Annotated in this window: 18 protein-coding genes; 9 read left to right on the top strand and 9 right to left on the bottom strand. The window is 63.8% G+C overall.

Features of this window, described 5'->3' with window-relative positions; all coding sequences use genetic code 11:
- Positions 1–129 precede the first annotated feature (129 nt).
- Positions 130–2,199, bottom strand: a complete 2,070-nt coding sequence (locus tag ACQY6T_RS06595) for a prolyl oligopeptidase family serine peptidase (RefSeq protein ID WP_428629693.1) — start codon at positions 2,197–2,199, stop codon at positions 130–132.
- On the opposite strand from ACQY6T_RS06595, the gene ACQY6T_RS06590 reads away from it, so the two are divergent.
- Complete coding sequence (locus ACQY6T_RS06590) at positions 2,188–3,087, top strand: helix-turn-helix domain-containing protein (RefSeq protein ID WP_428629691.1); 900 nt, start codon at positions 2,188–2,190, stop codon at positions 3,085–3,087. The two genes, ACQY6T_RS06595 and ACQY6T_RS06590, sit on opposite strands and share 12 nt — an antisense overlap.
- Positions 3,088–3,101: 14 nt before the next feature.
- Here ACQY6T_RS06590 and ACQY6T_RS06585 read toward each other — a convergent pair whose 3' ends face one another.
- Both ACQY6T_RS06585 and ypfJ read right to left on the bottom strand, forming a co-directional pair.
- Positions 3,102–4,385, bottom strand: a complete 1,284-nt coding sequence (locus ACQY6T_RS06585; RefSeq protein WP_428629690.1) for an amidohydrolase family protein — start codon at positions 4,383–4,385, stop codon at positions 3,102–3,104.
- Complete coding sequence (gene ypfJ / locus ACQY6T_RS06580) at positions 4,358–5,269, bottom strand: KPN_02809 family neutral zinc metallopeptidase (protein WP_428629689.1); 912 nt, start codon at positions 5,267–5,269, stop codon at positions 4,358–4,360. The genes ACQY6T_RS06585 and ypfJ overlap by 28 nt, the downstream gene beginning before the upstream one ends.
- Positions 5,270–5,430: 161 nt before the next feature.
- Here ypfJ and ACQY6T_RS06575 point away from each other — a divergent pair, with 161 nt between their 5' ends.
- The 4 genes from ACQY6T_RS06575 to ACQY6T_RS06560 all read left to right on the top strand — a co-directional run bounded on the left by ACQY6T_RS06575 (position 5,431) and on the right by ACQY6T_RS06560 (position 9,543).
- Entirely contained in the window at positions 5,431–6,588 is a 1,158-nt protein-coding gene (locus ACQY6T_RS06575) for a patatin-like phospholipase family protein (RefSeq protein ID WP_428629688.1), read from the top strand.
- Positions 6,589–6,617: 29 nt separating this feature from the next.
- Positions 6,618–7,403, top strand: a complete 786-nt coding sequence (locus ACQY6T_RS06570; RefSeq protein WP_428629686.1) for a 3-hydroxybutyrate dehydrogenase — start codon at positions 6,618–6,620, stop codon at positions 7,401–7,403.
- A 73-nt stretch (positions 7,404–7,476) separates the two neighbouring features.
- A complete protein-coding gene (locus ACQY6T_RS06565; RefSeq protein ID WP_428629684.1) occupies positions 7,477–8,130 on the top strand; it encodes a DUF4893 domain-containing protein in 654 nt (217 codons plus the stop codon).
- An 87-nt stretch (positions 8,131–8,217) separates the two neighbouring features.
- Complete coding sequence (locus ACQY6T_RS06560) at positions 8,218–9,543, top strand: amidohydrolase (protein WP_428629683.1); 1,326 nt, start codon at positions 8,218–8,220, stop codon at positions 9,541–9,543.
- A gap of 24 nt (positions 9,544–9,567) precedes the next feature.
- Here ACQY6T_RS06560 and ACQY6T_RS06555 read toward each other — a convergent pair whose 3' ends face one another.
- The 3 genes from ACQY6T_RS06555 to ACQY6T_RS06545 all read right to left on the bottom strand — a co-directional run bounded on the left by ACQY6T_RS06555 (position 9,568) and on the right by ACQY6T_RS06545 (position 12,589).
- On the bottom strand, positions 9,568–10,641 hold the full coding sequence (locus ACQY6T_RS06555) for a sensor histidine kinase (RefSeq protein WP_428629681.1): 1,074 nt from the start codon (positions 10,639–10,641) through the stop codon (positions 9,568–9,570).
- Between the two features lie 275 nt (positions 10,642–10,916).
- A complete protein-coding gene (locus tag ACQY6T_RS06550; RefSeq protein ID WP_428629679.1) occupies positions 10,917–11,819 on the bottom strand; it encodes an alpha/beta hydrolase family protein in 903 nt (300 codons plus the stop codon).
- Between the two features lie 2 nt (positions 11,820–11,821).
- Complete coding sequence (locus ACQY6T_RS06545) at positions 11,822–12,589, bottom strand: crotonase/enoyl-CoA hydratase family protein (RefSeq protein ID WP_428629677.1); 768 nt, start codon at positions 12,587–12,589, stop codon at positions 11,822–11,824.
- 241 nt (positions 12,590–12,830) lie between these two features.
- Between ACQY6T_RS06545 and ACQY6T_RS06540 the strand changes: the two genes are divergently transcribed.
- Positions 12,831–13,025 (top strand): DUF465 domain-containing protein, encoded by a 195-nt coding sequence (locus tag ACQY6T_RS06540; RefSeq protein WP_428629676.1) that lies wholly within the window; start codon positions 12,831–12,833, stop codon positions 13,023–13,025.
- Between the two features lie 68 nt (positions 13,026–13,093).
- Positions 13,094–14,083: a TerC family protein gene (locus ACQY6T_RS06535; RefSeq protein ID WP_428629674.1), complete on the top strand. Its 990-nt coding sequence runs from the start codon at positions 13,094–13,096 to the stop codon at positions 14,081–14,083.
- 99 nt (positions 14,084–14,182) lie between these two features.
- Here the strand turns inward: ACQY6T_RS06535 and ACQY6T_RS06530 are convergent, their stop codons facing one another.
- Entirely contained in the window at positions 14,183–15,775 is a 1,593-nt protein-coding gene (locus ACQY6T_RS06530) for an isocitrate lyase (protein ID WP_428629672.1), read from the bottom strand.
- Between the two features lie 140 nt (positions 15,776–15,915).
- On the opposite strand from ACQY6T_RS06530, the gene ACQY6T_RS06525 reads away from it, so the two are divergent.
- On the top strand, positions 15,916–17,304 hold the full coding sequence (locus ACQY6T_RS06525) for a helix-turn-helix domain-containing protein (protein WP_428629670.1): 1,389 nt from the start codon (positions 15,916–15,918) through the stop codon (positions 17,302–17,304).
- Positions 17,305–17,314: 10 nt separating this feature from the next.
- Here the strand turns inward: ACQY6T_RS06525 and ACQY6T_RS06520 are convergent, their stop codons facing one another.
- Positions 17,315–19,456: a catalase gene (locus ACQY6T_RS06520; RefSeq protein WP_428629668.1), complete on the bottom strand. Its 2,142-nt coding sequence runs from the start codon at positions 19,454–19,456 to the stop codon at positions 17,315–17,317.
- 185 nt (positions 19,457–19,641) lie between these two features.
- On the opposite strand from ACQY6T_RS06520, the gene ACQY6T_RS06515 reads away from it, so the two are divergent.
- Positions 19,642–20,934 (top strand): HD-GYP domain-containing protein, encoded by a 1,293-nt coding sequence (locus ACQY6T_RS06515; RefSeq protein ID WP_428629666.1) that lies wholly within the window; start codon positions 19,642–19,644, stop codon positions 20,932–20,934.
- A 24-nt stretch (positions 20,935–20,958) separates the two neighbouring features.
- Here the strand turns inward: ACQY6T_RS06515 and ACQY6T_RS06510 are convergent, their stop codons facing one another.
- Positions 20,959–22,788, bottom strand: coding sequence for a DUF885 domain-containing protein (locus ACQY6T_RS06510; RefSeq protein WP_428629665.1), 1,830 nt, complete (start codon positions 22,786–22,788; stop codon positions 20,959–20,961).
- Between the last annotated feature and the right edge of the window lie 20 nt (positions 22,789–22,808).

Below are 22,808 nucleotides of genomic sequence, written 5' to 3'. Positions count from 1 at the left end.
GAGGCGGCAAGGGGGCAATGCCTCACCTTCCCGCCTCGTCACCCCGGACTTGATCCGGGATCCCGCTCTGCGACGTTGAAAAGCGAGACCCCGATCAAGTCCGGGGTGACGACGAGAGGAAAAGCCGTCCTATTTCTTAAGATACGTGTCCAACCAGTCGAATACCGTGCCATACCATTGGACGCTGTTCTGACCCTTCAGCACCCAGTGATTTTCGTCGGGAAAGACCAGCAACTGCGATGGAATGCCGCGGCGCTGAAGCGCGGTGAACGTGGCGAGTCCCTGCGTGTAAGGAATACGGAAATCCTTTTCGCTGGTGATCACCAGCATCGGGGTCTTCCATTTGGTGACATGGTTCACCGGGTTCCATTTTTCATATTCTTGCGGAACATCGAAATAAGGTCCGCCATGCTCCCATTCGTCGAACCATAGTTCCTCGGTCTCATATGCCATCGCGCGCGCGTCAAAGACGCCATCGTGCTGGACGAGGCATTTGAAGCCATCGGGCCACTGACCCGCGATCCAGTTCGTCATATAGCCGCCATAAGAGCCACCAAGAGCGCAGGCGTTGGCAATATCGAGCTGCGTATCCTTTGCCCCCGCTGCGGCGAGGCCGAGCTTGAGGTCTTCGAGCGGTTTGCCGCCCCAATCCTTGTTGATGCTGTCGGTGAAGGCTTGGCCGTAACCCGTTGAACCGTGGAAATCGATCGTCACCGCCGCATAGCCGGGGGCTGAAAACAGGCGCGGGTTCCAGCGCGTCGACCAGCTTTCGCCAAAGCTGCCCTGGGGGCCGCCGTGGATCAGGAAGGCGACCGGGAGTTTGCCGGTGGTGCCAGCGGGTTTGACGATCTGGCCCCAGACGCGGTCGCCATTGGCGCCGGGGAAATTGATGCGTTTGACGTCGACCGGGTCGATCTCGGCCATCGCGGTCTTGTTGACGTTGGTTAGCCGGGTGACGCCGCCGCGCGCAGCGCGGACGAATAGATCGGTGGGATCAGCGATGCTGTTGCGCGAATAGAGGATGGCGCCGTCGGGGAGGGGGGTGACATCGCCGATATTGCCTTCCCATTCGGCCAGCGAGGCTTCGAGTTTCACGAGGTGGCCGCTTTTTACATCAACGCGAAAAACCGGGTGGTCGAGCACGTCCTGCGCCGTGACGAGCAGTGATTTGCCGTCCTTGGCCCAAGCGATCGACCCGACCGAGCGGTCCCAGGCGTCGGTGAGTTTTTTCGTTTCGCCGGTTTCAAGGTTGCGGAGCATCAGTACCTGCCGGTCGGCCTCGTACCCCGGTCGCGCCATTGCGGCATAGGCCAGAAATTTGCCATCGGGCGAGGGGGCGGGGAGGGTGTCAGTCGCCGGATTGTCCTGCGTCAGATTGGCCGGCATCATCCGGCTGTCGACCAGCCAGCTGTAGATATCGAGGTTGGTCGAGGTCGGTTCGTCCTTGTCGGCCTTGCGCAGTGTGAAATAGACGGTGCGGCTGTCGGCACCCCATGCGAGTTCCTCGCCGCCGCCGAACGGTTTCGACGGGCTGTCGCCGGTCAAGCCGCCATCGACCGCCCGCGCCACGGTCGCTTTGCCGCCGTCGAGGTTGAAGACGAACGGACGGCTGTAGGTGCCGGGGGTTTCCCAGCTGTCCCAGTGGCGCACGAAGCCGGTGCCGTCCTTGTAGAGGCGGCCGGTGCCGGGACCGGGAAGGGCGCCCTTGTCTTTCGCGTCGCAGCCGAAATCGGTGCATTCGCGCGGGACGTCGCCCCAGACGAGCAGACGTTTGCCATCTGGCGACACCTTGAAGCCCGAAACCTCTGCATTGGCGTCGGTAACCTGCGCCGCTGCGTCGCCGGCCTTGGGATCGATCCGCCAGACCTGGCTTTTGCCCGATGCGTTGGAGAGGAAATAGAGGTTGCCGTCGGGGTGGAACGCAGGGGCGGTTTCATTCTTGCCCGCGGTATCGGCGATCGCGACCGGCTTCGCAGCCTTCGCGTTGCGATCGACGAGCCATAGACCGGTCGATCGCTTGTACGTTTCGGCTTCGGTCTCGGTCATTTGAAACACCACCCAGCGGCCGTCCGGCGAGGCCGTCGGCGCGGCGACGCGCTTCAGCGTCGCCAGATCGACCTCGGTCATCGGCCGGGCAAAGGCGGGAGTGGAAAGGGCGGCGGCGAGCGCGATCGCGCTGCAGAGGATATGGTTTCGCATGAAAGCGGTTTAGCGGGGCGGCGGGCGCGTTCAAGCCTGTTCGTCGTTTCCGGACTCGCGGCGGCTTTGGTCTGCTACATCTGTCCCGCTCTGCTCGTCCGGAGCCGGCGCGCAGATATTTCACGCCGAGCGCCATCTTTCGTCACTCTCGCTAACCTTCTTTTAACAAGCGCACTCCAACAATCTCATATGGCTATTTTGGGACATTTTCTTCCGGCAGCATCCAGTGGCGACAAACGTCATGACGCGCGTCGAAAACTCAGCCTACTGGCCCGCGGCGTGCAGAATGATGGCACCGGCATCAAGGTGCAGATTCACAATATCTCGGGAACGGGCCTGCTGTTCGAAAGTGACGTCAAGCTGGTGGCGTGCGACAGGATCGAAATCGAGCTGCCGCATGGGGGCGACATAACCGCGGTCGTCATCTGGGCAAGCGGGCGGCTTTTCGGATGCCAGTTCGAAGGCCCGGTTTCGCCAGCGACGCTGAGCGCGGTCGAATTGAAAAGCGCCGTTGTCCCGGCGCCGGCACTCACCAGCCCCGCCGTCCCGGCGCCGAGCGTCGATGACGTTGGCGCAGCCCTGGCAATTGAGGAAGACTTCGGCGCCCGCATTCAGAGGCTCCGCACCAAGGCCGGGCTCAATCAGGCCCAGGTCGCAAAGCGTATGGGCGTCAGCGCCCCGTCGATCTCAAACTGGGAGAAGGGGCGGGCGCGCCCCAAACGTGGCCGCATGGTGAAACTTGCTGCCATTCTCGGTGTCTCAATCTCTGACCTGATGGACGATGCCAGGCCCGAGGGGTTTCAGGAACTGATCGACCGCAGCCGCGAAGAGATCGCACGCGGCGCCGGCCTCAGCATCGACCGGGTTCGGATCATCGTCGAATATTAGCGGCGAAACCGTTGCTAACGGACGATCACGCCGCCCTTCATCACATGGTCGATTTGTTCGAGCGCTCGGATATCCGCGATCGGATCGGCCTTGACTGCCACCATGTCGGCAAAACGGCCCGGCACAATCGCGCCGATATCGGCCCGGCCCATCTCGACCGACGCGTGGCCGGTGGCAGCCTGGATCGCCTGCATCGGCGTCATGCCATAGCGGACCATATAGGCAAACTGCCGCGCGTTCAGCCCGTGCGGATAGACACCGGCATCGGTGGCAAAGCCGATGTTGATGCCCAGTTCGACGGCGCGGCGGAACGCGGTGCGCTGGGCGTCGGTGGTCTCCCGGTTCTTGCGCAGATACTCCTCGGGCCAGCCTTCCTTCGTGCCGACGTCGTCGATGTAGTCGCCGTTGTAGATGTCCATCGCGAGCCACGTGCCACGCTTCTTGGCAAGCTGTAGCGTCGCCTCGTCGGCCAGGCTGGCGTGTTCGATGCTGTCGACCCCGGCGTTGATCGCATTCTGGATGCCGATCGCGCCATGGGCATGGGCAGTGACGCGTTTGCCGCGCGCGTGGGCGACCTTCACGATCGCGCGTAGCTGCTCGACCGTGAGCTCCGGCGCGCCGGGTTCGGTACCGATCGCCAGCACCGCGCCGGTGGCGATCGTCTTGATGAAATCGGCACCATGGTCGAGCAGATAGGCGGTCTTCGCCGCCGCTTCTTCGGGGGTCGCGGCGACGCCGAGGCGCATGTCGGCGGGAAGTTCTTCATTGGGGACCACGCCATTGAGCTCGCCGCCGCCTTTGGGGATGGTCAGGTAGGCGCCCGCGACCCACATCCGCGGTCCCGGCACGTCGCCGCGGTCGATCGCGTTGCGCAGCGTCACGTCGGTCAGGCCGCGGTAGGTGCCGACGTCGCGCACGCTGGTGAAACCGGCGTTCAAGGTGACGCGGGCGTTGCGCGCGCCGACGAGCGCGGTTTCGGCAGGCGACGCTTTGATCGGCGCGGCGAGGTCGGCGCTTTGGCCCAGATCGGCGAGATGGGTGTGCAGGTCGATCAGCCCGGGCAGGACGGTCAAGCCCGACCAGTCGAGCCGCGTTGCGCCGTCGGGGGTCTTGCCGCACGGCGCGACCGCTTTGATACGTTCGGCCTCGACCGTGACGCATTGACCGGTACGCACCGTATCGGTGACGCCGTCGATAAGACGCCCGGTTTCGACGTAGAGTGTTTGCGCCGAGGCGCTGCTCGCGGCGAGCGTCGCCGCGAGCAGCGCGATCAGGTGCCGCTGGCGAAGGCGTCGCACTGGCGCGGATCCCCCGATTGCAGGCCGCGGCGTAGCCAGCTCATCCGCTGTTCGCTGGTGCCGTGGGTAAAGCTTTCGGGGACCGGGCGTTGGCCCGCCGAGCGCATCAGCGTGTCGTCGCCGATCGCATTGGCGGCGCGCATGGCTTCTTCCATATCGCCCGCTTCCAGCACGGCCTGGCCGTCTCTGGTCTTGGCGCGCGCGGCCCATACGCCGGCGTAGCAATCGGCTTGCAACTCCATGCGGACCTGCAACGCGTTACCTTCGGCTTGCGAGGCGCGCTGTTGAGCTTGACGCACCTTGTCCGAAATGCCGGTGATCGTCTGGATATGGTGGCCGACTTCATGTGCGATCACATAAGCCTGCGCCGCGTCGCCCGCAGCGCCGAATTTCTGATCGAGCTCGCGGAAAAAGCTGGTGTCGAGATAGACGCCTTGGTCGGCGGGGCAATAGAACGGCCCCATCGCCGAACTGGCCGCACCGCAGCCCGAATTGCGCGCGGATTGTTCGTAGAAATAAAGCGTGGGCTTGCGGTAACCGCTGATCAGGCCTTCCCACACGGTGTGCGTCGATCCGAACACATTGCAGGCGAAGCGTTCGGATGCCGTGTCGCAGGCGACCGCAGAGCCGCCACGGCTGTCGGCCGCCGGATCGGCGGTGCCGCCCCCGCTGCTGAGCATGTTGGCGCCGGGGCCGAGCAGGAAAAACGCGGCCACGCCGATCAGCAAAATCGTGCCGCAACCCATTTTGCGGCCCATCAGCATTGGCAAAAATCCGATCAGCAGCCCACCGAGGCCACCGCCTCCGCCGCCGCCGAAGCCGCCACCACCGCCGCGGCCAAGGTCGCGAATATCGTCGCCGGGATCATAATCGTCGAGGCGCATGGGGATTCTCCGCCGCTAAAGTGTCTGTTTCACCGCAATAGTTACAGCAGCGACGGGCAATTGAAAGGGACTTCGCACCGGACGACATGCTTGCAATAGTTTGTGCTGCGGCGCACCAATTGCCCGCCGCCCACCGCGGTGCAAAGGAAACCCCGAGTCTCATGCCACGCCGTGCTGCCCCCGCCGCGCTTCCGCTCCCCGACCTCGTTGTGCTCGTCCTGCAGGGCGGCGGTGCGCTCGGCGCATTTCAAGCTGGCGTTTATGAAGCGCTGATCGAGCTTGGCATCGAGCTTGACTGGGTCGCAGGAATTTCTATCGGCGCGGTCAATGCCGCGATCATCGCCGGGAACGAGCGCGATCAGGCGGTCGCGAAGATGCGCGAATTCTGGGAAGGCTTGTCATCGGCGATGCCGTCGCTGCCCACTGCCGACAATGACTGGGCGCGCGAGTGGGCGCATATGGCGGCGGCGGGGCAGGTGATGGCGTTCGGCGTTCCGGGTTTTTTCACCCCGCGCTTCCCACCGCCGATGTTCGCCGAACGGCAAACCCCCGAAGCGGTGAGCTTTTACGATACCAAACCATTGATCGAGACGCTGAATCGCTTGGTCGACTGGGACCGGGTGAACAATGGTAAGGTGCGCCTGTCGGTCGGCGCGGTTGCGGTCGAAACCGGCAATTTCCGCTATTTCGACACCAAGGTCGATACGCTCGACGCGCGGCATATTTTGGCGTCGGGCGCGCTGCCTCCCGGCCTGCCGCCGGTCGAGATTGACGGCTGTTGGTATTGGGATGGCGGGCTGGTGTCGAACACCCCGCTAGAGCATGTCGTCGATGCCGCGAAAGAGGATATGCTGGTGTTTCAGGTCGACCTGTTTCCGGCGCGTGGCGAGCGGCCGCACGACATGGAAGAAGCTTGGTCGCGTGAGAAGGACATCCGTTTTTCCAGTCGCACACGGCGGATTTCGGACGGATTGGTGCGGCGGCGCAAGGAGCATCAGTTGATCGACCGGATGTTGGCGAAGTTGCCGCCGAGCGTCGCCGATTTGCCCGAGGTCAAGGCGGTGCGGAAGATGGTCGACAGCAAGGCGCTGAACGTCGTCCAATTGATCCATCAGCCCCCCAAATGGCAGACGGGCGCGCGCGATTTCGAGTTTTCTCGATCGACGATGGAGGTCAACTGGGCGCTGGGGCGCGCTGCGGTCGAAGCGTCGATGCAGGACGGCCATTTGCTCGCGGAAAGTGTCGCCGAAGGCCGATCGGGCAGTTTTGCATTGCAATCCAATATGTTGAAGCCGAAAATCGACCCCGAAATCACCTGATGCTCCCCCACCGAAAGGATAGTCCCACCATGCGACTTCAAGGAAAAACCGCGCTCGTCACCGGATCGACCTCTGGCATCGGCCTTGGCATCGCCAAAGCGTTGGCGAGCGAGGGCGCCAACCTGATCATCAACGGGTTCGGCGATGCGGCGGCGATCGAGACCGAGCGGGTTGCAATCGAAGCGCTGAGCGGCGGCAAAGCCATCTACGACGGCGCCGACCTGACCAAGGTCGAGGCGATCGCCGAGATGTTTTCGCGCGCCGATGCCGATGTGGGCGGCGTCGATATTCTCGTGAACAATGCCGGGACGCAGTTTGTGTCGCCGATCGAGGATTTTCCGGTCGAGAAATGGGATCTGATCCTGGCGCTGAACCTGACATCGGCGTTCCACACCATTCGCCATGCGATCCCGGGCATGCGCAAGAAAAAATGGGGCCGGATCATCGGCACCGCATCGGCGCACTCGATCGTCGCCTCGCCGTTCAAGTCGGCCTATGTCGCGGCGAAGCACGGGCTGGTCGGGCTGACCAAGACCGTCGCGCTGGAAGTGGCCGACGCGGGGATCACGGCAAACTGCATCAGCCCCGGCTATGTGTGGACGCCGCTGGTCGAGGGACAGATTCCCGACACGATGAAAGCGCGCGGGATGACGCGCGAGCAGGTGATCAACGATGTGCTGCTGGCGGGGCAGCCAACCAAGCAGTTCGTGACGGTGGAGCAGGTCGCGGCGCTGGCGTCGTTCCTGACCCGCGACGAGGCGGCGAACATCACCGGTGCGAACCTGAGCGTCGATGGCGGGTGGACCGCGGCCTAATGCGCCGCAAGCCTTGAGCATTCTCCTTTGCCCTCCTAAGGTTAATGGAACCGGATCAGGGGAGAGACGGAGAATGATGGGTCGCACCAACTATATTTTTGCCATTGTGCTGGGGCTGACGGTCGCGGGGTGCCAGTCGGTGCCGGTGGTGCCGACGCTGCCGCCGTCGGCGGCCGATGCGCCGCCCGCGGCGGGCAGCTGGCGCGCGACGGCGACCGATCCCGACAAGGAGCGGATTCGCGGCTGGTACGCCAGCTGGGAAGCGGCGCTCGCCGACGCGCGGGCGAAAGGTCATGGCGCCGACATCGACCGCGAAGGGGTGCTGCTGCAACCGATGGCGGCGCTGCCGAACGCGTTTCTGCCCGCGGGCGATTATCGCTGCCGGACGGTCAAGGTCGGCGCGAAGGGCCGAGGTGGGCTCAGCTATATCGCCTATGACTGGTTCCGCTGCCGCGTCGCGCCCGAACAGGGATTGTCGAGCCTGACCAAATTGTCGGGGTCGCAGCGCCCCGTCGGGCTGATCTTTCCCGACAATCTGAAACGCCAGATTTTCTTGGGGACGCTGGAACTCGGCGACGAGAAGATGGCGGTCAATTATGGTAGTGACCGGATGCGCGACATGGCGGGGGCGATCGAACGGATCGGCGAAAATCGCTGGCGGCTGGTGCTGCCCGCACCGGCCTATGAATCGCTGCTCGATGTGATCGAACTGGTCCCGGCGAGCTGACAACCGTCGTTTGGGAAGACGCTTTATTCCCGTTAGTGTCGAACGGATTAGGTTAGGATCGAAACACCTTTGGTACAGGGGAATCAGATGCGGAATTTCTGGAGTGGCGCTGCGGCGTTGGCGCTCGCGGTATCGGGCGGTTCGCCGGCGATCGCGCAGGAACTGGGCGGCGAGGTGCAGAAGCAGATGCCATCGCTGATGAAGATTTATGACGATCTGCATGCCAACCCTGAACTCAGCTTCATGGAAGTGCGCTCGGCGGGCATTTTGGCGGCCGAAGCGCGCAAGCTGGGCTTCACCGTGACCGAAAAGGTCGGCGGCACCGGCATCGTTGCGGTGATGAAGAACGGCCCCGGGCCGGTGGTGCTGCTTCGCGCCGACATGGACGGGTTGCCGGTGACCGAACAGACTGGGCTGGCGGGCGCATCGAAGGTGCGGGTGACCACCAAAGAAGGCGTCGAGACCGGGGTCATGCACGCGTGCGGCCACGACACGCATATGACCGCATGGATCGGCGTCGCGCGGCTGATGGCGGCGAACAAGGCTAAATGGTCTGGCACGCTGGTGATGATCGGCCAGCCCGCCGAGGAACGCGGCGCGGGCGCGCGGATGATGCTGGCGGACGGACTTTATACGCGCTTTCCCAAGCCCCAATACGCGCTCGCGTTCCACGACGCGGCGCAGTTCCCTGCGGGGATGATCGGCTATACGCCGGGCTATGCGCTGGCCAATGTCGACAGCGTCGACATCTTGGTGAAGGGGGTTGGCGGCCACGGCGCCTATCCGCAGACGACCAAGGATCCGATCGTGCTCGCCGCCCGCATCGTCGGCGCGCTACAGACGTTGGTATCGCGCGAGATCAGTCCGCTCGACAGCGCCGTGGTCACCGTCGGCAGCTTCCACGCCGGGGCCAAGCATAATATCATTTCGGACGAGGCGAAGCTGCAGCTGACGGTGCGCAGCTATTCCGACGAGGTGCGCAATCATTTGCTCGATGGGATCGCACGGATCGCCAAGGGCGAAGCGATCGCGGCGGGGATGCCCGATGACAAGATGCCGGTGGTGCACGTCGAAAAGGACGAGTTCACGCCTTCGACGTTCAACACGCCGGACTTCACCGAAGAAATGGCGGCGTATCTGAAAACCAGTTTTGGTGACAAACGCGTGATGCAGATCCCACCGGTGATGGGCGGCGAAGATTTCGGCCGCTTTTCGCGCGACGACAAGGACATCAAGAGCCTGATCATCTGGGTTGGCGGGGTGCCGCAGGCCGAATATGACGCCGCCAAAAAGGAAGGCCGGACGCTGCCGAGCCTGCACTCGCCGTTTTGGGCGCCCGAGGCGGATAAGGTGATTGCGACGGCGACTGAGGCGCTGACGGCGATGGCGATGAAGTTGATGGGGAAAGAGTAGGCGGGAACCGACAGCCCCGGCCCCTTAAGCAGTGGGCGCAGCAGCAGCCTTTGAAAAGGAAATGATGACTTTCAGCCCGTTGCCCGGTTCTGAACTGACCGCAACTTTGGCCGACGCATTCTGCTTCAACGACTGGACAATGATGGCGCCAAGCTTGCCCGGCTTTGGCCACGCAATGCCATCGGCCAGACCCACGCCATCGTCAGCGATGGTGATATGGCAACCAACATCGTCGATCAGGCTGTGGAGAGTGATGGTGCCGCCATCGCGGCCGATGAACGCATGTTTGAGCGCGTTCGTCAGCAATTCATTGACCACCAGCCCTGCCGGCATCGCGACATTGACCGAGGCCGGCCAGCTATCGAGCTTCATGTCGAGCCGCACGCCGTCGGTGGCATGGGCCGCCATCACCGATGTGGCGATTTGTCCAAGGTAGATACCCAGATCGATGCTGTCGTCGGCATTCTCTCGGGACAAGGTGTCGTAAAGCACCCCCAAAGCGCCGATGCGGCCTGCAAGCCGATTGAAGCGCTCGCCTGTGTCGCCGTCGGGGATGTTGCGCGCTTCGAGCCGGATCAGCGCCGTAATCATCTGCAGGTTGTTTTTGACCCGATGCTGAAGCTCGCGAAGCTGGGCGTCTTTCTCCGCAAGCGCCGTGGTTTGGGCATCCGCTTCGCGGTCGCTGCCCGTGGGCGCCAGAGCGACGAGGCGGTATAGCGGCGTGCCATCTTCATCCTCGATCGTGTTCGACCAGACATCCACGACAATGGCGCCCGCCGCCTGCTCGATCCTGAATTCGCCGATATAATCGACATCAGCCTGGACCGCGTCGCGCAGGAGCCGGTCGTCGTCGATCGGCGCAGCGACGCCGGGCAACGCCCGCCAGCTTTTTCCTTCGATGTCGGCAATCGGATGACCGGTCAGGCGCTCGAATTCGCGATTCGCGTAAGTGATAATTTCCGAGGGATGAAGTTCGGAAACGGCGACCGCAACCGGCACATAATCGAGAAACTGTTTGAAGCGGTCATTCTCGAGCGCTTCGGCCAGATTCGGGGTATCCAGCAGCGTCTCTATCTGGTCGGCTTTTTCGATTGTCATCATGATCCCCTGGTCGCAGCGTCCTGCACATAGCTGGTCGGCCATGAACGTACCATTTTTAACTTGTCCATCGCGCCGGACTTTTGGTGCGACATTCGAAACGATGCCAGTGCCGATCGCGGCCATCGCAGGTGCAATTCCGCATCGCGCAACAGCGACCGGACATTCGCTTGTGTTCGACGGTGTCAGTCAGACGGCCTGTCGCTATCCTGCTGTTCGGTATGATGTTTTTGTACTGCCAATGGCGCAGCGCAGAGTTCACGTTCGCATCGCGCTCAATTGGTTCGCGCCAGTGTGCCCAACCATCCCAAAACTTCCGCCTGCAATCGCACCCTGGCATCCGACCAGCTATGGTCGGTCGCGACGTGTAGCGTTTTCACCTTTGTCCCGCCGCCCTTGCGGATCGCCTCGGCCAGCGCGTCGGTGCCGGGGGCGAGGCCGTCGTCTGACGACAGAATGAGCAGGTTCGTTGCGGCGAGCGACGGGGCGTCTTTCATAAAGTCGAACGCCGCGGCATTGGCGATCAGTTCGTCGGCCATGATTTCGGGCGAGGTGCCGGCGAGGGCTTCCTGGCCGTTGGCTTTCATGCCCGCCGCGAGTTGGTCGCGCGGCATCTGGGCGAAGCGGCCGAGGTTGGCGGCGGAGATCATTGCCGCGCCGATCAGCCCCTCCGCTTTCTTGGCCTCCTTTGCGGCGGTCAGCGCGGTGACCCAGCCGCCCATGCTGTGGCCGATGATCACAAGGCGTTTCGGGTCGATGCGCAGCTTTGCGGCGTTGGCGGGGTCGCGGGCGAAGGCGAGGACGGCGTCGGCATCCTGCAAATTCTGCGCAAAGCGATAGGCGCCGGGGCTGCCCCACGAGCCGCGATAGTTGAAGGTGATGACGGTCCACCCCGCGCGGCGCATCGCCTGCGCCAGGTCGAGGCTCTTTTCGTTGCCGGGCAGGCCGTGGCAGAGGACGACGGTCGGGTGCGGACCGGCGCCGGCGGGGATATAGACGACGCCGTTGATTTCGACGCCGCCGCTGGGGATATGGACGACCTCCATCGCCGCCGGATGCGCCTTGTCGGCGGGTGGGTCGGTATAGATAGCGACGGGGAGGTCGGGGCTTTGCGCGAGCGCAGCGTCGGTGAGCATTGGGGGCAGGGCGAGCAACGCGGCGGCAATCCATATTTTCATCGTCATTCCCTCTGAAGCGCGGCGAAGCTGCCGTTGCGGCCTTCGCCGTCGGTAAATCGTTTGGCGCCGGCCGCCGCGCCTTCGCGCAGCGGGGCGACCCCGGCGCGGGCTTCGTGCGCGAGGGCGCCGGCCAGATCGAAATCCCATTGACGATAGGCGCTGAGCCGGTCGCTGGTCATGCACAGCTGCGGAAAGGCGGCGATTTGCTTTGCGAGCTCGATCGCGGCGGGCAGCGCCTCACCGTCGGCGACGACGCGGTCGGCGAGGCCGATGTGGTGGGCTTCTTGCGCCTCTACCGGGCGGCCGGTCAGGATCATGTCCAGCGCGCGGCCTTGCCCCACGATGCGCGGCAGGCGGACGGTGCCGCCGTCGATCAGCGGCACGCCCCAGCGGCGGCAATAGACGCCGAACACTGCGCTGGCGGCGGCGACGCGCAGGTCGCACCAGAGCGCGAGTTCGAGCCCGCCGGCGACGGCATGCCCCTCGACCGCCGCGATCACCGGTTTGTCCAGCAGCATCCGCGTCGGTCCCATCGGGCCGGGGCCGTCGGGATCGTAGCGACTGCTACCGACGGCATTGAGGTCGAAGCCAGCGCAGAAATGGCCTTCGCGGCCGGTCAGGATGGCGACCCGCGCGCAATCGTCGGCGGCGAAGGTGGTGAAAGCATCGCGGAGCGCCGCGGCGGTGTCTGGATCGACCGCGTTGCGGCGCGCGGGGCGATCGATGGTGACGATGGTGACGGGGCCGTCGCGGTCGACAAGCACGGACATTCAAACCCTCCTTTGGCGCTGGCGCAGCGTGGCGGGAGGCGAGGGGACTTGCAAGCGGCGCGGCGGCTCCCTAAATAGAAGATGTGCGGGCCGGGCCCCTCTGGCGCTGGCGGGATATTTCCTGCCACGTGATGTCGGACCGCATCGGGTGACACCGATGCTTTTGGCCCTCCTCCCCCCTGAACCCAGGGTCCTGGCATCGGCGTCACCTGCTTGATTTTTCCAATCAGGAGGCCCTGTTATGACGCTTAATCCAAATCTTTATCGCCTGACTGTGCTGCATCGCCAGCTCGACGATGCCGAGCGCCGCGAGGTGCGGCGGCGCGGTGCCGATCCATTCCGTTTGCTGCGGCTGAAAACGCTGAAGCTCGTAGTGAAGGAGCGGCTCGCGGCGCTGACTATGCGTTCCGCGCTGCGTCCCGCGCTCGCGCGCTGATCTCGAATAATAAACGTCGGGCGCGCTGCTGAAAGGCGGCGTGCTCGGCATATCCAGGGACTATCAACATGGAATTTCTGTTTGCCGACTGGCTGGGCACCCCGGCGTGGTTCTGGCTGTCGTTTATCGCGCTTGTCGTCACGCTGACCGCGTTCGACCTTGGTGTGCTCAATAAAGAAAACAAGGAGATGGGGATCGGTGAGAGCCTGAAGCTCTCGGCCTTCTACATCGGCATCGCGATGGCGTTCGGCGCCTGGGTCTGGGCCGCGAAGGGCGGCGAGGCGGGGCTGCAATATTACACCGGCTTCTTTATCGAGAAGGCGCTGTCGATCGATAACATCTTCGTCATCTCGCTGATATTCACCACCTTTGCGATCCCGCCGCGCTATCAATATCGCGCGCTGCTCTGGGGCATTGTGGCGGTCATCGTGCTGCGCGGGATCATGATCGCGGGGGGCGCGGCGCTGGTCACCGAATATGGCTGGCTGCTCTATATCTTTGCCGCGTTTCTGGTGTTTACCGGCGTGAAGATGCTGTTCGCGAGCGAAAAGCCGATGGATGTCGCGGGCAACCCCGTCGTCAAGTGGCTATCGCGCCGGATGCCGATCACCGACGAGTTGCACGGCGAGAAATTCTTTGTCCGGGTGCCCGACACCAAGACCGGCAAGATCTTGCTGGCAGCGACGCCGCTTTTCCTCGCGCTCGTCGTCATCAACCTGGCCGACCTGGTGTTTGCGGTCGACAGCGTGCCGGCGATCTTTGCGATCACCACCGATACGTTCATCGTCTATACGTCGAACATCATGGCGATCCTGGGCCTGCGCGCGCTGTATTTTGCGCTGTCGGCGATGGTGCACCGTTTCCACTACCTCAAATATGCGCTCGCGCTGGTGCTGGTGTTCATCGGATCGAAGATCTTCGTCGCCGACTTCGTGCTGGGCGGGGACAAGTTTCCGCCGCTCGTCAGCCTGGGCGTAACGGTGGCGTTGATCGCGGGCGGCATCATCTGGTCGCTGGTCAAAACGCGCGATGACGATGCGGGCGTGTCGCAGCCATAAAAATGTCCGTCGGAGGCCTTGCGGCTTCCGACGGACAGGCTTTCCTCCCCAGGAAAGCTCGGGAGGCGCGGGGCGGCATGCCGCCCCGCGCCAATCTCTTTAGGCCGCGAACTGGTTCATCGTGTTGTGCTTGCCGCCAGCCTTCAGCGCGGCGTCGCCGGCGAAATATTCCTTGTGATCGTCACCGATGTCGCTGCCCGACATATTCTGGTGCTTGACGCAGGCGATACCCTGACGGATTTCGGCGCGCTGGACGCCCTTGACGTAACCCAGCATCGCCTCGTCGCCGAAATATTCCTTGGCAAGATTGTCGGTCGACAGCGCCGCGGTATGATAGGTCGGCAGCGTGATCAGGTGGTGGAAAATGCCCGCCCGCTTCGCCGAATCGCGCTGGAAGGTGCGGATACGGTTGTCGGCTTCGTCGCCGAGCGCGGTGCCGTCATAATCGACGCTCATCAAACGGGCGCGGTCATAGGCGCTGACGTCCTGGCCGTCTTTTTCCCAAGCGTCATACACCTGCTGACGGAAGTTCAGCGTCCAGTTGAAGCTGGGTGAATTATTATACGCAAGCTTCGCATTGGGGACGACTTCGCGGATGCGGTCGACCATGCCGGCGATCTGTTCAATGTGGGGCTTTTCGGTTTCGATCCACAGCAGGTCGGCGCCGTTTTGCAGGCTGGCGATGCAATCCATCACGCAGCGGTCCTCGCCCGTGCCGGCGCGGAACTGATAGAGGTTCGAGGGCAGGCGCTTGGGGCGCATCAGCTTGCCGTCGCGGTTGATCAGGACGTCACCAGGGTTGCCGGCGCCCTCAATCTCTTCGCAATCGAGGAAGCCGTTGTACTGGTCCGCCAGATCGCCGGGCTCTTTCGAAAAAGCGATCTGCTTGGTCAGGCCGGCGCCGAGGCTGTCGGTGCGCGTCACGATGATGCCGTCCTCGACGCCGAGTTCCATGAAGGCGTAACGGCAGGCGCGGATTTTCGCGATGAAATCCTCGTGCGGCACGGTGACCTTGCCGTCCTGATGGCCGCACTGCTTTTCGTCGCTGACCTGATTTTCGATCTGCAGCGCGCAGGCGCCGGCCTCGATCATTTTCCGGGCGAGCAGATAGGTTGCCTCGGCATTGCCAAAGCCCGCGTCGATGTCGGCGATGATCGGCACCACATGCGTTTCATGATTGTCGATGCTCGCCTGGATCTGCTTGGCCTTGAGCTCGTCGCCTTCAGCGCGCGCGGCGTCGAGGTCGCGGAACAGGCCGCCGAGTTCGCGGGCATCGGCTTGACGCAGGAAGGTGTAGATTTCCTCGATCAGCGCCGGAACGCTGGTCTTTTCGTGCATCGACTGGTCGGGCAGGGGGCCGAATTCGCTGCGCAGCGCGGCGATCATCCAACCCGACAGATAGATGTAGCGGCCCTTGACGGTGCCGAAATGCTTTTTGATCGAGATCATCTTCTGCTGCGCGATGAAGCCGTGCCAGCAGCCCAGCGATTGGGTGTAATTGGCGGGGTCGGCGTCGTAGGCGGCCATGTCGGCGCGCATGATGCGCGCGGTGTAGCGGGCAACATCTAGGCCGGTTTTGAACTTGTTCTGCGCGCGCATGCGAGCGATCGACTCGCTGCTGATGCCGTCCCATGTGCCGTCGTAATCGCGGATGAGGCGGCCTGCCTGTGCCATGTCTTCCTGGTAGCCCATCGTCTGGTTCCTTGTGAGGAGGTGATGGGTGGATGTTGGCGAAAGTGCCGCACAAAGTGAAAAGCTTTGTCAATAATATTTGTGAATAAGGGCGATTAGGTGTAAATTAGCGTGTAAATCAGTAAAGAAAGTTACAAACAATGGTGGAGCGGAGCGTGTTTGCGGGACCGGCGGTGCGCAAGGTGCGGCGCGACGCGGGTTTGACCCAGGCGGCGATGGCCGATGCGCTGACGATCTCGCCGAGCTACCTCAATCTGATCGAGCATGGTCAACGGCCGTTGTCGGCGACGGTGATCGTGCGGCTGGCCGAACGGTTCGGGTTCGACGCGGCCAAGCTGGGCGCCGATACGGTGCCGGGTGGGCTTGCCGGGCTGCGGCGGCGGCTGGCCGATCCGCGCTTTGCCGACCTGGGCATCGGGCCGCAGGAGGTCGAGGAGTGGTTGCAGACTGCGCCAACGACCGCCGCGGCGTTCGCCCGCCTGTTCGATGCCGCGCCCGAAGGTGGCGCGGCTTTACAGGAGGAAGCGCCCGAAGTTGCCGCGGTTCGCCGCGCGATCGAGAAATGGCGCAACCATTTTGCCGATCTGGATGCGAAGGCCGAAGAACTGGCCGACGAACTGCGGCTCGCGGGCGGCGATCTGTATGGCACGATTTCAGAGCGTTTGCGGACGCGGCATCAGCTGGGTATCCGCATCCTGCCGAGCGATGTGATGCCCGATCGGCTGCGCTGGCTCGACTGGCATGCGCGGCAACTTATGCTGAGCGAGCTACTCCGTCCCGCCTCGCGCACCTTTCAGGCCGCGGCGACGCTGGCCCAGATCGAGGCGAAGGCCGAGATCGATGCGCTGGTCGCGGGCGCCGAGTTTGCGGAAAGCGCGGCGGCGCGTTTGTTCGAGCGCCATCTGGTACATTATTTCGCGGCGGCGCTGATGATGCCCTATGGCCGTTTCCTGCGCGCCTGCGACGCGACGGGCTATGATCTGTTGCTGCTCCAGCGGCGTTTCGGGGCGGGATATGAGCAGGTCGCGCACCGGCTGACCACCTTGCAGCGCGTCGGAGCGCGCGGCTTGCCGTTCTTCATGCTGCGCATCGACCGCGCGGGGCAGGGCAGCAAGCGTTACGCCGGGGCGAGCCAGTCGCCGCTGGTCGATGGCGACACGCGCTGTCCGCTGTGGGGCGCGCACGAAGCCTTTGCCCGGCCCGGCGAGGTGATTGCCGATCTGGTCGAGCTGGAGGATGGGTCGCGCTGGTTCACCCAAAGTCGCAGCGTCGCGGCGCCGGGCGCGACGGGCAGCGGCACACCCGCGCGCTTTGCGGTGTGCGTCGGGGTCGATGCCAAAGTCGCGGCGCCGCTGATCGCGGCGCGCGGCCTCGACCTGATGCGCAATCCCGCAACTCCGATCGGCCTCGGTTGCCGCCGCTGCACTCGCACCGGCTGCGTCCAAAGATCGATGCCGCCCCTCGGCCGCCCGTTGCGGTTCCGCGAGGGCGAACGCGGGGTGAGCGCGTTCGACTTCGCGGGGGATTGAAACAGCAGCCTCAGGCCAGGTCGCGGACCTTGGCTTCGCGCGCCCAATGCCGCCGCGTGCCGACTTTGCCGAACCCGTCGAGTGCAACGACACCGCCGTCCTTTTCGACGCCCGCCTTGTCGAGCAAAATTTGGGTGGCATCGTCGTGCGCGATCGTCTTGCAATGGCCGAAGGCGTCCATGAACCATTGGACGGCGGCGCCTTGCGTTGACAGTGTCTTGGCCTGCTCGTCGGTGAGCACCGAGGCCACCGCGTCGAAGAGCACCGAAGGCGATCCGGCCAGCTGGCCGTCGGCTTTGAGCGTACCGCCCTTGACCTTGATGCCGCCGACCTTCGGCGCGACGAGGAAAGCGGTGCCGCCCGCCTTTTCGATCGTGCTTTTCAGCGCTTCGATCGCCGCCTTGTCCGATCCTTCGCCAAACAGGATCGCGACCTTGCGGCCTTCCATCGTGTCGTCGGCGTTCTTCTGGATCGACAGCGCGTCTGAGGGTTTGAGGTCGACGGGCGCGCGGGCCGCCTTTTCCTTGGATGGCAGATCAATCGCGAGGCCGACCGCGACGCGTTTGGCGAGGTCTTCGTCGATGTTGCGCAGCTGGCCGACGACGCGGACGCGGACATGGCCGAGGGTCACCTTCGACAGTTCGAATACCAGCGCCGATGCGATATGCGCCTGCTCATTTTCGGTCTGCGACAGGTAGAACATCCGCGCCTGGCTGAAATGATCGGCGAACAGCTCGGCGCGGATGCGCAGTTTCTGCACCGGGTCATTGCGTTCGTCATTGGCCCTGAAGCTGGTGAAACCGGTGGCCATGCTGGCGCGCGGGCCGCTGTTTTCGCCAGCTTCGCCAAGGCTGTTGGGTTCGTAATTGGCGCGCCCGGTCGGCACCTGCGTCTGCATCATCCCGTCGCGCTGGAAGTTGTGGAACGGGCATTTGGGCGCATTGATCGGGATCTGGTGGAAATTTGTCGTCCCCAGCCGCGACTTTTGCGTGTCAAGATAGGAGAAGAGACGCCCCTGGAGCAGCGGATCGTTGCTGAAGTCGATACCGGGAATGATGTTCGAGGGCAGGAACGCCACCTGTTCGGTTTCGGCAAAGAAATTGTCGACGTTGCGGTTGAGCGTCATGCGGCCGACGATCTCGACCGGCACATCTTCTTCGGGGATCAGCTTGGTCGCGTCGAGCACGTCATAGGGCTGCTTGGCGGCGAACGCCTCGTCGAAGACCTGGACGCCGAGATCCCACGCCGGGAAATCGCCCGCGTCGATTGCCTCGAACAGGTCGCGGCGATGGAAGTCGGGGTCGGCCCCGGCGATCTTGACCGCCTCGTCCCATGTCGTCGACTGGATGCCGAGCACCGGCTTCCAGTGGAACTTGACGAACTTGCCATCGCCCTTCGCATTGACGAAGCGGAAGGTGTGGACGCCGAAACCCTCGATCATGCGCAGGCTGCGCGGGATCGTGCGGTCGGACATCGCCCACATGATCATGTGCATCGCCTCTGGCATCAGGCCGATGAAATCCCAGAAGGTGTCGTGCGCGCTGCCCGCCTGCGGATAGCCGCGGTCGGCCTCCATCTTGACGCTGTGGACCAGATCGGGAAATTTCATCGCGTCCTGGATGAAGAACACCGGGATATTGTTGCCGACCAGATCCCAATTGCCGCTGTCGGTGTAGAGCTTGACCGCGAAGCCGCGGACGTCGCGCGGGGTGTCGACCGACCCGGCGCCGCCGGCGACGGTCGAGAAGCGGACGAAGACGGGACAGGTTGCGCCCTCGGTCTGGAAAATCGATGCCTTGGTCAACCCGGGAATCGCTTTCGTGCATTCGAACACGCCATGTGCGCCAGACCCGCGCGCGTGGACGATCCGTTCGGGGATGCGTTCATGGTCGAAGTGGAAGATTTTTTCGCGGAGGACAAAATCCTCCAACAGGGTCGGCCCGCGCTCACCGGCGCGCAGCGAGTTCTGGTTGTCGGAAATGCGGTGACCGAAATTGTCGGTCAGATAGGACGCGGCGTCGTCGGCAGTGGCGGTCTGATGAAGCTCGCCGCCGTTGCCCTTCGCGGTCTTGAACGCGCCATGTCCGGAACCCGGCTGGTGGTCGCTGAGCTGATTGTCGGTCGCGGGCGAGCGGGCTGGTTTTTTGGGCATCGGTCGTTCCTTCCGCCGCGGAAGGCGACACCGCATCAACCCGCCGCACCGGGCGCAGTTGCATCTGAGGCTGGCAAAGTTTGCATGATGTGCAAGCTTGGTCGAGGCTTCAGCTAAAACATCATCCGTTCTGGACGTTAATCGAATGTCGGGGCTGTCGCGGCCACCCGAACAGGACCGAACCCATGTTGCTTCATCTCAAACCCGAACAGGTCGAAATCGGCATGTTCGTCGACGGGTTCGACGGGCGCTGGATCGATCATCCGTTCTGGCGCAGCCGCTTCCTGGTTGAAACGGCGGCGCAACTGGCGCGGATCCGACAGTCCGAGGTGACGGCGGTGATCGTCGATCGCAGTCGAAGTCGGTCGCCCCACGGCGCGGACCTTGCGGAACCTTACACCGAGCGCCGCACGTCCGATGGCGGAATGGCGCCGCCCTATCGCGGTGTCGAGCGCCGCCGCGCCACGACCTTTTCGCCGCCGCTGCGCGAAAAGGCCGTCCGTCCCGCAACTTATGCGCAAGAGCGTCGGCGGGCGGCGCGGGTCATCGACAAGTCGCGGCGCGCCGTGATCGACCTGTTTGACTCGGCCCGGATGGGCCGCGCTGTAGATGGCAGCAAAATCGCCCCGTTGGCGCAGGCGATCGGCGATTCCATCACGCGCCATTCGCGGGCGCTGATCAATCTGGTGCGGTTGAAGCAGAAGGACGAATATACCTATCTGCATTCGGTTGCGGTCTGTGCGCTGATGATCAATTTTGGCCGCCACCTGAAGCTGGATGACGCCGAGGTTCAGGCGCTGGGGGTCGCGGGGCTGCTGCACGACGTCGGCAAGGTCGCGATCGCCGACGATGTGCTGTTGAAGCCCGGAAAGCTGACGCTGCGTGAACGGGCTTCGGTCGAGGGTCACCCGTTGGCGGGGCATGCTTTGCTGGCGCAATCGTCCGACATTCCGGCGGCGGCGCTGGAGGTGTGTTTGCGCCATCACGAAAAGATGGATGGGTCGGGCTATCCCGACGGGCTGGGCGGGGACGCGCTGTCACTTTATGCGCGAATGGGTGCGATCTGCGATGTCTATGACGCGGTGACGTCCGACCGCCCTTATAAGGCGGCGTGGACGCCGTGTGAGGCCTTGACCGCGATGCAAAGCTGGACCGGCCATTTCGATGCGCCGTTGCTCGACAAGTTCGCCGACAGCCTGGGCATTTTTCCGGTCGGGACGCTGGTGACCCTGTCGACCGGGATGCTGGGGATCGTCACCGGCAGCGCGGGCGAAGCGGGCGAGGCGATCGTCGTGCGGGTGTTTTTCGATTGCGATCTGCTGGCCGAATGCCCGCCGTTCGATTGTGCGATTACGCAAACGGCGCGCGAACCGGGCATTGTCGGCCGCGCGAGCCAGAAATTCTGGCGCTTCGACGACTGGCCCGCGACGGTGGCGCGGGTGCTGGCGGCGAAACCGGAGGGCGACGCCCGGCCTTAGATCAGCGGTGCGGCGCCCGTTCGATCAGGTTTTTTGTTCGGCGACCCAGCGGTCGATTACCGACGCGAGTACCGAAATCGGCATCGCGCCCGCCGACAAGGCGGTGTCGTGGAAACCGCGATAGTCGAATTTGGGGCCAAGCGCCTGGCGGGCTTTTTCGCGGATTTCGACCCAGCTGATCTGGCCGACCATGTAGCTCGTCGCCTGACCGGGCCAGACGCAATAGCGTTCAATCTCGGTCACGTTCGACGCCTCGGACGTCCCGAGCACTTCGTTATAATAAGCGATCGCTTTTTCGCGGCTCCAGCTGAAGTGGTGAAGCCCGGTGTCGACGACGAGCCGCGCGGCGCGGAACATATAGGATTGCAGATAGCCGAGCTGCCCGAAGGGATCGTCGGCATAAGCGCCCATTTCGTCGGCGAGCTGTTCGGCGTACATGCCCCAACCCTCGGTATAGACCGAATAGGCGGGCAGGCGGCGTAGGCGCGGGATGCCCGTGGCCTCTTGCGCCAGCGCGATCTGGTGGTGATGCCCCGGGGTGGCTTCGTGATAGGTGAGCGTGGGCAGCGTCCACGACGGCGTTTCGGCGGTATCGCGCAGATTGATATAATAGGCGCCCGGGCGTGATCCGTCGAGCGCGGGCACCTGATAATAGCCGCCGGGCGAGCCGGCCTCTGTGTCGGGCGGGACGCGGCGGATATCGACTTTTGCCTTGGGTAAACGGCCGAACATTTCGGGGAGCCGCGTCTGCATTTTCTGGATCTGGTCGTTGAGCGACGCGATCAGCTTGGCCTTACCGCCATCGGTGTTGGCGAAGATGAAGCGCGGATCCTTGGCGAGCGCGCGCAGTCGCTGCGCCACGCTGCCCTTGGTCATCCCCTGTTTGCGGAAAATCGCATCGGCGCGGGCCGACAGTTCGGCGATACGGTCGAGCCCCAGCTGGTGGATTTCTGCGGCGGTCTTGTTGGTCGTCGTCGCATAGGCCAGCGCGTAGGTATAATATTCGTCGCCCTTGGGCAGCCGCCAGACCCCGGCGTCGTGGGTCGAACGCGGGCGGACGGCGCGCAGTTCGGCGACCTGTCGCTGCATCGCGGGATAGATTTTGTCTTTGACGATCGCGGTGCAGCGGCCCGCCCAGTCGCCGGGAATATCTTTCGTCTTGGCGGCCAGGTTGGTGGTCAGACCGTTCGCCTCGGCGGTCGGTGCCATGACGGCGACATATTGCTGCAGCGTCCGGTCGATGATGAAATCAGGCGGAATGATGCCCGCGGCATGTTCGGCGTTGATCCGCGCCGTTTCATTGTCGAGCTCCGCGGCGAACGCGGTGCAGCGCGCCAGATAGGCCTCGGCATCCGCAGCGTCGGCGATGCTGTGCTGATTGATAAGGAAATCGGGGATCAGGCGGTAGATGCCGCCGAGCTGGGTCACCGGATGCGGTTCGGGCCAACTGTGCAGGCCGTAGCTGAAGGTGTCGTAGGCGTTGACATAGGTTTCCCACGGTCCGCGGAAGGTGTCGTAATTGATGCGGTCCATGCCGCCGAGCTTCGCCGGATCGAATGTCTTCAGCTCGGCCAGCCCCTGGCGGTACAGATCCTGGCCGCGGGCAATGCCGGCGGGCGACCGGTCAGCGAGGCGCGATTTCGCGGCGGCGCGGTCGCCCTTGTCCGACCCGAGCGAGGTCGCGAATTCGGGATCGAGGTCGAGCAGCCTGTCGTAGATGCGCTCATAGAGCGCGGTCAGACGCGCGCCTTCTTCGGCGGGCGTGTTGGCCAGCATCGCGCGAGCGGGCGAACGCGCCATCGCAAGCATTGACGAGGTGGCGGCTGCGGCCAGCAGGGTACGGCGGTCGAGCATCGGCGATCTCCCGGTGATGA

Origin of the sequence: Sphingopyxis sp. (assembly GCF_965279725.1) — a bacterium.
GTDB lineage: Bacteria > Pseudomonadota > Alphaproteobacteria > Sphingomonadales > Sphingomonadaceae > Sphingopyxis.
Note: the sequence above shows the minus strand (reverse complement) of the source record. Positions and strands in the feature narration are given on the sequence as shown.